This window comes from Mesorhizobium sp. P2_D6 (genome assembly GCF_056404315.1).
In genome coordinates, this window is record NZ_JBFUEG010000088.1 from 1 (window position 1) to 611 (window position 611).

The window sequence follows — 611 nt, forward strand, 5'->3', positions numbered from 1 at the left end:
GCGCTGGGCGGCCATGTACTGACCGGTATCCCGACGGCGTTCGCCGACGGGACGACAGGCACGCTGACGGCAAGCTATGTCTACAATCCGGCGACCGGCCTCGGCACGATCAGCTACTCCTACACGCTCATCGACAACACGCTGACCGATCCGTCCAGCACCAGCTTCGCGGTCGTCGTCACCGACGCCGATGGCGACAGCGCACCGGCCGGCAGCCTCATCATCAACATCGTCGATGACGTGCCGACGGCAGTCGCCGACATCGACAGCATCGGGCCTGGCCTGTTCGGCCCGGCCACCGGCAATGTGCTGGTTGGCGGAACCGATGCCCTCGACGGCAACGCGACCGACGGGGTTGCCGACACCAGGGGCGCCGACGGCGCTGCCGTGGTCGGCGTCGCCGCCGGCAACACCAATGCCGACGTCGACAATGCCGCAACACTCGGCACCCCGATCCAGGGCCTCTACGGCAAGCTGACGCTGGCCGCCGACGGCACCTACACCTATACCCGCGATGCCGGCTCGGCCGGCGGCCATGACGACGTCTTCACCTACACCATCAAGGACGGCGACGGCGACACCTCGCACACCACGCTGACCATCTCGATCGG

Annotated in this window: 1 protein-coding gene; it reads left to right on the forward strand. The window is 67.8% G+C overall.

The window, feature by feature from the left end:
- A partial coding sequence (locus tag AC1D1L_RS33740; RefSeq protein WP_477345855.1) for an Ig-like domain-containing protein occupies nucleotides 1-611 on the forward strand: 611 nt, incomplete at both ends.